Source organism: Candidatus Cloacimonadota bacterium (genome assembly GCA_011372345.1).
Classification (GTDB): domain Bacteria; phylum Cloacimonadota; class Cloacimonadia; order Cloacimonadales; family TCS61; genus DRTC01.
On sequence record DRTC01000086.1, the window covers coordinates 1 to 1,599 of the forward strand.

General features: G+C 36.5%; 2 protein-coding genes. Both read left to right on the forward strand.

Translation table 11 applies throughout. The annotated features are described in order from the left end of the window. Positions 1 to 91 precede the first annotated feature (91 nt). The gene (locus tag ENL20_01560) at positions 92 to 790 is read left to right on the forward strand and encodes a hypothetical protein (protein ID HHE37245.1); all 699 of its coding nucleotides are present in this window, start codon (positions 92 to 94) and stop codon (positions 788 to 790) included. Positions 791 to 826: 36 nt separating this feature from the next. After that, entirely contained in the window at positions 827 to 1,552 is a 726-nt protein-coding gene (locus tag ENL20_01565; GenBank protein ID HHE37246.1) for a glutamine amidotransferase, read from the forward strand. Positions 1,553 to 1,599: the final 47 nt, after the last annotated feature.

The window sequence follows — 1,599 nt, forward strand, 5'->3', positions numbered from 1 at the left end:
AACAAATAAAAATTATCAAGGTTTTAGTAATTTAATTATGCTTTAATTTTACTAACCTTGTAGCTAAAATATATTAAGTTAAGAGGAAATGATGCACAATAAACTGATAGTAGTAATAGGAGCATACGGAAGCGGGAAAAGTGAATATTCCATTAATTTAGCGAAAGAATACCAATTGCAAAATAAAAAAGTCGCTTTAGTAGATTTAGATGTAGTAAATCCCTATTTTCGCAGTAGGGACGTGCGAGAACAATTCCGGAAAGACGGAATTGATGTTATTGCCCCGGAAGGAGAATTCATGCACGCAGATTTACCAATGCTTTCTCCCCGCATTATGGGAGCAGTGGAAAATACGGAATACGTCGTGATTTTGGACGTCGGTGGTGATCCTGCCGGTTGCCGCACTCTGGCACGTTATGTGCAAAAAATTAAAGAACGGGGCTATGAAATGCACTTCGTAGTTAATACGAAGCGGCCTTTCACTTCCAATAAAACAGAAATTATTACCATGAAAAATAATCTGGAAACTGCAGCTAAGTTGCGCATCACACATTTGATTTGCAACACGAATTTAATGGAATTTACCGACGAGAAAATCATAAAGTCCGGCGTGCAAATTTTGACTGAAACAGCCGTGGAAACAGATTTAATTTTCGAAAAATATCTTGTTTTATTTGCCTATGATCAAAAAATTCCTGATAAGATTGAAGGCAAACAAAAATACGTTCTGAAATATTTTTTGAACAAACCCTGGGAAATAAAAAACAGAGTAAATATTCAGGGGATTTGATAAATCTACGGTTTCACAAGGATCGAACCCGAAAAAATGAGTAAAATTGCTTTTTTAATTACCGGTCACATTCGACCTGAAATCTCTGCTGATTATGATGTTCTTTTGGCGGAAAAGATGAGATTAGCAAAATCGCAGTTTATTTCTCTTGATCTTGATTCTGGAGATGTTCTTCCCATAGATATCGATCTGGCAGGAATTGTAATTTCCGGTTCTGCTAAAATGATTAATGAAAATATCGTCTGGTTGAAAAAAGCTTGTGATTGGCTTTGTTTGCAAGACTCAAAAAATGTTCCGATGCTGGGAATTTGTTTTGGTCACCAACTTCTGGCTCATGCTTTTGGTGGGAAAATAGCCGACAATCCGAATGGAATCGAGGTAGGAACAAAAACAATTCGTTTCAGGAAAGAAGCAAAACAAGATCCGCTTCTGCAAAAATATTATCCGAAAATTCTGGTTCAGGTTTCTCATGTCCAATCTGTTATCAGATTGCCAGAAAATGCAGTTGTTTTAGCTTCTTCAGATCAGGAGCCGTATCAGGCTTTCCGATTGAAAGACAATATCTGGGGAGTGCAATTTCATCCTGAATTTGATGACAAAATCATCAGAAAATTAATCGTAAGCAAAGATGTGAAATATCCAGGGAAAATAGATGTTGACAAATTGCTGAGTGAAGTTAAAGAAACGCCCGCAAGTTGTAGCATTCTGAGCAGATTTGCCAAACTTGTTACAACAAATTCTCGATTAAATTATAAAGTTTGATAAATTCTTTTTCCGTTAGAGTTTCTCCTCTTCTGGAGAGGTCTATC

What these genes read in the sequence shown, in the direction of transcription:
- ENL20_01560 (HHE37245.1), top strand. Translation starts at nt 92, where the DNA reads ATGCACAATAAACTGATAGTAGTAATAGGAGCATACGGAAGCGGGAAA.
- ENL20_01565 (HHE37246.1), top strand. Translation starts at nt 827, where the DNA reads ATGAGTAAAATTGCTTTTTTAATTACCGGTCACATTCGACCTGAAATC.